This window comes from Bacillus sp. AFS055030, from assembly GCF_002574545.1.
Lineage (GTDB): Bacteria > Bacillota > Bacilli > Bacillales > Bacillaceae_G > Gottfriedia.
Map to the genome: position 1 here is coordinate 20,948 of NZ_NUGT01000078.1, position 6,630 is coordinate 27,577.

5 protein-coding genes are annotated in these 6,630 nt (G+C 33.2%); 2 read left to right on the forward strand and 3 right to left on the reverse strand.

The window, feature by feature from the left end; translation table 11 throughout:
- Positions 1-168: 168 nt before the first annotated feature.
- Both rlmD and CN925_RS17075 read right to left on the reverse strand, forming a co-directional pair.
- Complete coding sequence (gene rlmD / locus CN925_RS17070) at positions 169-1,557, reverse strand: 23S rRNA (uracil(1939)-C(5))-methyltransferase RlmD (RefSeq protein WP_098847872.1); 1,389 nt, start codon at positions 1,555-1,557, stop codon at positions 169-171.
- Positions 1,558-1,570: 13 nt separating this feature from the next.
- Entirely contained in the window at positions 1,571-2,431 is an 861-nt protein-coding gene (locus tag CN925_RS17075; protein ID WP_098847874.1) for a DNA-3-methyladenine glycosylase family protein, read from the reverse strand.
- A gap of 624 nt (positions 2,432-3,055) precedes the next feature.
- On the opposite strand from CN925_RS17075, the gene CN925_RS17080 reads away from it, so the two are divergent.
- On the forward strand, positions 3,056-5,140 hold the full coding sequence (locus tag CN925_RS17080) for a bifunctional glycosyltransferase/CDP-glycerol:glycerophosphate glycerophosphotransferase (RefSeq protein WP_098847877.1): 2,085 nt from the start codon (positions 3,056-3,058) through the stop codon (positions 5,138-5,140).
- Complete coding sequence (locus tag CN925_RS17085; protein ID WP_098847879.1) at positions 5,089-5,688, forward strand: CDP-glycerol glycerophosphotransferase family protein; 600 nt, start codon at positions 5,089-5,091, stop codon at positions 5,686-5,688. Before CN925_RS17080 ends, CN925_RS17085 begins: the two co-directional genes overlap by 52 nt.
- Before the next feature lie 49 nt (positions 5,689-5,737).
- Here CN925_RS17085 and pdaA read toward each other — a convergent pair whose 3' ends face one another.
- Positions 5,738-6,538, reverse strand: a complete 801-nt coding sequence (gene pdaA, locus CN925_RS17090) for a delta-lactam-biosynthetic de-N-acetylase (RefSeq protein ID WP_098847881.1) — start codon at positions 6,536-6,538, stop codon at positions 5,738-5,740.
- Positions 6,539-6,630 lie beyond the last annotated feature (92 nt).

The following is a 6,630-nucleotide window of genomic DNA, read 5'->3' on the forward strand; positions in this document are numbered from 1 at the left end:
TATTATCGCGATTCTCTTTAAGCAATTATTTACATCTTTTATTTAATACATTCTTCTGCTTTGATAAAGAAAAGGCTTTACTCTTATTTAAGTAAAGCCCCTGTTTATCTAAGCTTTCATATTTCGTAAATCGTCTAGAAGAACGAAAAAAGGCAACAACCACAAGGGTTAGTTGCCTCCTTTTAAAATGAGTTGCGAAACACACTCAACGTGCGCCGTATGCGGAAACATATCAACCGGCTGCAAATACTTCACATCATAACTCTTACTCAATACCTTCAAATCCCTAGCTAAAGTAGAAGGATTACAAGAAACATATACTAATTTCTTCGGTTTAATCTTTAATACAGTATTTAGAAACTCCTCATCACAACCAGTTCTCGGTGGATCCGTTATAATAACATCTGGTTTCCAGCCTTCTTGTAACCATTTTGGTAATACTTGTTCAGCTTTACCTGCTTCGTAATGAGTATTTGTAAAGCCATGGCTTAGGGCATTTGTTTTTGCATCGATGATTGCTTCTTTCGTTACGTCCATGCCTCGAACTTCTTTTGCGTCTTTTGCTAGCCATAGTCCGATTGTCCCTACACCACAATAAGCATCTACTACTTTTTCTGTTCCAGTCAGTGCCGCTGCTTTTTTGACTTCATCATATAGTTTAACTGTTTGTTCAGGATTTAATTGGAAAAACGCTCTTGCCGATAGTTCGAATGATAAGTCTCCAAGCTTTTCTTCAATTACTTCCTCACCAGATAAATACACAGTTTCACGACCAAAGATTACGGAAGTCATTTGATTATTAATGTTTTGCATTAAACTTGTAACTTCAGGCATTCTTTTTTTAATTTCACTGATTAGTTCATTTTTTTGAGGAAAATCTTTCGTTCCAGTTACTAGTACTAATTGAATTTGACCTGTACGTAAACCAACTCGTGCTACAATTGTTCGAATTACCCCTTTATTTTTTCGTTCATTATAAACAGGGATATTTAAACGCGTTAAAATTTTCTTCACTTTACCAGTAACTTTATTTAAATCCTCATGTTGGATTGGACAATGGCCAATATCGACAACATTATGAGAGTTTTGTGTATAGAGTCCAGCGATGATTTTATTTTTTTCTAGTCCAGCTTGAAGCTGACTTTTATTGCGATAATTCCAAGGGTTTTCCATACCAATTGTTTCTCTAATTGGTGTTTTTTCTAGTAATTCTTTCGCATACTTTTCCATTGCTTGGATAACAATGTCACGTTTGTATCGAAGCTGTCCTTCATAAGATGCATGCTGAATTTGGCAGCCACCACATTTTTCATAGATTTTACATGTCGGTTCTACGCGATCTGGTGATGCTTTTCGAATGCGTTGAATTTTCCCTTCAGCAAAACCGTTACGAACATTCGTTACCTCAGCGACGACTTCCTCACCAGGTAATGCTCCTTTTATGAAGACTACTTGTCTTTTGAAGTAACCGACGCCTTCACCATTTATCCCAATTCGTTTAATTGTTATTGGAAAGGATTGGCCTACTTCTAATTTATTTGTTAACTGATTACTCATATATACAACTCCATTATTCTATGCTCTTCCAAAGATAAAGGGCGGCGTAGCTTCCAAACGGAGAAACTTGCTCTTTTACATAGTCCATTATTTCTTTCGAAGGCTTTTCATCTAAATTTAAAAGCTTTTGAAGTGCTATTTGAATTCCAACATCACCAACTGGGAAAATATCTTTTCGACCTAGACCAAATAACAAGAAGTTTTCAACTGTCCAAGGACCGACTCCCTTTAGCTTGATTAACTCCTTAGCAATTTCCTCAGAAGATAATGTTCGATAGTCTTGATGACTTAAAACTCCCTCACTCCAAGCTTTAGCAATTCCAATCATATATTCAGCTTTTCTAGTACTAAGCTGCAAATCTCTTAACTCATCTATTGTTAAATTAGCAATTATTTCAGGAGATGGGAAAAACCACGAATTACCAATTCTCTCACCGTACATTCGAACAAATCGTTTTGTTACCTGGATGGCAAATGTACGCTGTATTTGTTGATGAATAATACATGTAATTAAACAAGCAAAAGGATCATTTGAAACGGTAATTGGCGTATGTCCAAAAAGGTCAATTAGAGGAGATAGTGTAGTTTGTCTTAAATGATGATGTAGCTCTTCAAATTCTGTTTGCCATTGCAAAATAGTAGCAACTTCTTCGAGAATTTTCTCTTTATTTTCATGTTCACTAACGACTTCAAACTGAACTGGAGCATCATTTATTTTCTTAACCTTTACAACTGCTTGATCCCCATCAATATAAAGTGGAATACTTAACCGCCCTTCAGCAGAATGCACTGTAAATGTTGGCTCATGCTCTAATCTCTTTAAAACTTCTTCCCATTGATATGGTGTTTCTAAAGCAACCTCTTCCTTCCACATTCACCCGTTCCTCCTTAATTACTCTGAAGTGTATTATAGCATAACAAGTACCTCTTAAGAAAATTTGTGAGAAACGCAAAAAACTAGAGAATGATCTCTAGTTAGTTGAGCAAAAAAGGATGATTATTTTCAGACTGATTGCGAGCGCTTGCCTTTCGAGGCGCGAAGCCTGGTGAGGAGCGGAGTTACCTTAGACGGTAATGAGCACCGCAGACANNAGCAACGAAGAAAGCGAGCGCTTGGCGGGCAGTCTGAAAACACAAAAAAAGCTTGGGGACTAGTCAAGCTTTCTTTTACACATTAAATTTTTAGGGAATGGGGAAACTTTCAAGTCCAATAGGTTTCAAAACTTACCAAATATCGCTACAACTATGATGATATTTGCTATACTTAAATGATAACGATTATCATTATCGAAGTCAAGTGTTGGATGAAAATAATATAAATCTTTTTTCTAACCTTTCTACTTTTCTTCTTCTTAAAATATCTCTATTCATAATTGGAAACAATACGAGTACGATACCTACTTACCATTCGTAAATTATGTTCCTTCGAAGACGCACTAGGTTATAATTTATGTTAAACTATTTAATTGAAAGTAGAGACTAGTGAGGTAAGACTATTATGGAAAAAGCCAAAGTTAGTGTAGTCGTTGTCGCACATAATCATGAAGATGTCTTAAAAGATTGCCTAAATAGTTTACAAGGTCAATCATTAACTGATATTGAAACGATTATAATCGACAACGGTTCAACTGATAAGAGTAAAGAAATAATTGAAAACTATTCAAATTCACATAAAAATATTCGCTTTATATCTTTAGAGCTAATGGCAAAAAACAAAGCACGTAACATTGGTTTACATGAAGCTACTGGAGAGTTTGTCGCATTTATCGATGCGGATGATCTTGTAAATTCTTCAGGCTATGAAAATTTATATAACAATGCGATTAAGAATCATGCTGATATTGCTTTAGGAAATATACAATTATTCAATGGTACAAGAAAATGGGAGCACCATGATTTAAAATCAATTATTAAAAAAGATCTTCCAACAGTACGCGAGTTTCATAAACATCCAGAACTTCTTTTAAATCCTTCTATTAAAAATATGTTGATTAAAAGAAGTTTATTAAACGACAATCATTTGCAATTTAATGAGCAATTAACAGAACAACAAGATTTATTATTTACTCAACAATCTTTTATTTGTTCGACTAAAGTTTTCGTAACTTCAGATATCGTAGTAAAAGTGAGAGATTTAACAAACAGTGATGTCATTAAACAAACTAGTACGTTAGAATTTTTTGATAACCTTCTTGTTACTCAAACTGAATTAATAAACTATTATAATCTGAAAGACATTACCTCTCATTACTCGCATGTTGAGAAAAAATTATGGGATTATTATTTAACGTCTTTACTGACGAAGGCATATTATTTCCCTATTGAACAATATAATGATCTTTTAAAGATTTCATCAGATTTTGCTAAAAACTTATCTGAAAATCTAATGGAAAATAATACTTCAAAAATTAGTAAAGTATTTTATACTATTTTTCTAAATCAAAATCCTGAAGAATTTCATTTATTGATGACTTTATTATCAGATCGCACCTTACAAAAAGGAGCAGTGATAATAGAAGGAAAATATTATCATTATTTTGCAAAATATTTTCCGAAATATAAAGAATACCTGGAAATTAAGGAATTTAACTTACATCAAAAAATTGAAATCCTTTCGTTACGTGGTGACCGATTGCAAGTTGGTGGCTTTGCATTTATCGAGGAAATGAATAATGAAGATTCGATTAAAGAATTACAGTTTAAAAACAAATCCAATGGTCAAGTCATTAAAGTAACACTTGAAACACTTGAACGTTCTGATTTGTCCTATCTTTTCTCAAAAAATAGCATTAATTATAATGATGGTGGTTATAAAACAACTACACTTGAGCTAAGTAAAATATTACCTGATGGCGATTATGAAGTGTTTATTTCAGTAAAAGTTGGAAATATTTCATTAAAAAAACCACTTCATATTTTCTATTTCTCAACAAAGGCAAATTCAAAACCTGCAACAACTAAAACACATAGTATCGTACCTTATTTTCCAAAGAAAAATTTACACATTCGAATCAAAAAAACAGGCTTACTTGGAAAATTAAAAACAAAAATCCAAAAAACATTCCGTGATCTCACTTATGAATTTGGGTTACTGATCCTAAGAAGAGAATGGAAGTCATTCCTTATTTTTTACCTTTACCGTTTAACCCAGAGATATTATCGAAATAAGCATATTTGGTTAATTGGGGAAAGAAAAGATACGGCACAAGATAATTCATACCATTTATTCAAGTACATTCAGGAAAATAAAATTAGAGATAACTGTTACTATTTGATTGATAAAAAAGCAAAGGATTACGAATATATAAAGGAATTCGGAAACATTGTTCAATATGGTAGCCTAAAACATACACTCTACTTATTAACTTGTGAGAAAACAATTAATGCTTATTCAGAGCGTGCTAACATGTACACACATGAGTACTTACAAGTGTTAAAATGTCACCCTGAGTGGCAGCAAAATCAAAAGATCCTTATCCAACATGGCGTTATTGGAGTTAGTCGAGTAAATNNGAAGTGGCTGTTACTGGATTGGCTAGATGGGATGCGCTTGAAAATACAGGAAATGGCAAAACCATTTTGATCATGCCAACTTGGCGAAACTGGAATAAAAGTACTCAGCAATTAATGAACTCTGAATACTTTAATCGTTATTTATCTTTACTAAGTAATCCAGAGTTGCACCAAATGCTAGAAAAAAATGATTTAAATATCATATTCTATCCTCACTACCAGACACAAATTTATATGAAGGATGTTCCAGATTTCCACGATCGGATTAAAGTAATTCGTCAGGGCGAAGAGACTGTTCAATCTCTATTAAAAAGATCTGATTTACTAATTACTGATTACTCGACAGTTTCATTTGATTTTTCATATATGGAAAAACCAGTTATTTTCTATCAGTTTGATTATAAGCGATTTTACTATGAGCATTACAATCAAGGACCAATTACACAGGACTTACTTTTTGGGGAAGTCGTAACTGAAGAAGAGCAAGTTCTTAACGGAATAAAGAAATTCGCTAATAAAGATAAACAATTCCTAGAAAATACTGTTGATAATCCTTTTGTCATCAAAACACCTAAGCAACATGCTAGATTAAACTATGAAGCAATCGCAAACCGTTAAAAAAGCTAATGATTAAAGTAGTTAATGCAACTACTTAATCATTAGCTTTTCATTTTTTTGGAAAATAGAAGTTCGGATCAAATCCACTTCTTTCCATCATTAAATCATCTAAGCTTTTAAAATGATACCCTCGTTTATGTAAGCCAGTAATAATCGCATCCATCGCTTCTGCATTATCCTTCGAAACAGTATGCATTAATATAATAGCTCCAGGATGAATCATTTTCATGACATTATCATAAGCATATTTCCAACCTCTTTGTTGATCAACCTTCCAATCAACATATGCCAATGACCAGAAAATATTATCATACCCTTGTTTATTCACTAGTTGTAAAGTACGTTCGCTAAAAACACCTCTTGCTGGTCTGAAATATTTCATATCTGATCGGCCAGTCAATTCCTGGTATGCCATTTTAACTTGTTCCAATTCCTCAATAATCTTTTGATCACTGATCGTAGTCATATCAGGATGACTCCATGAATGGTTTCCGACTATGTGCCCCTCATTAACCATTCGTTTCACTAATTCAGGATTTTCCTTAATGTAATGACCGGTTATAAAAAAAGTCCCATGAACACCATGCTTCTTTAAAACATCCAAAAACTTTGGTGTAAAACCATTTTCATACCCATTATCAAACGTTAAATAAACATCTTTCTTTGTAGGATCCCCTAAATAAACTGACCTTGTATTTGATAACAATTTATTAAGTTGCGCACCAGCATCAGGTGGCACCTCATTATTCGCACGAACAATCCCCCAGCCGTGTGGCGTATTACTATAAGCAAAAGTTGTACTAGGAAATACTAAGAAGAAAGTAAGAATATATACAATAATTCTTTTCAATTTATTCACCTCACTTAAAAATAGTATCTGTAAATAAATTAGAAATATGAATAGAATTGGAGCGTACTTTTAATATTTTTGAAAAACAAAAA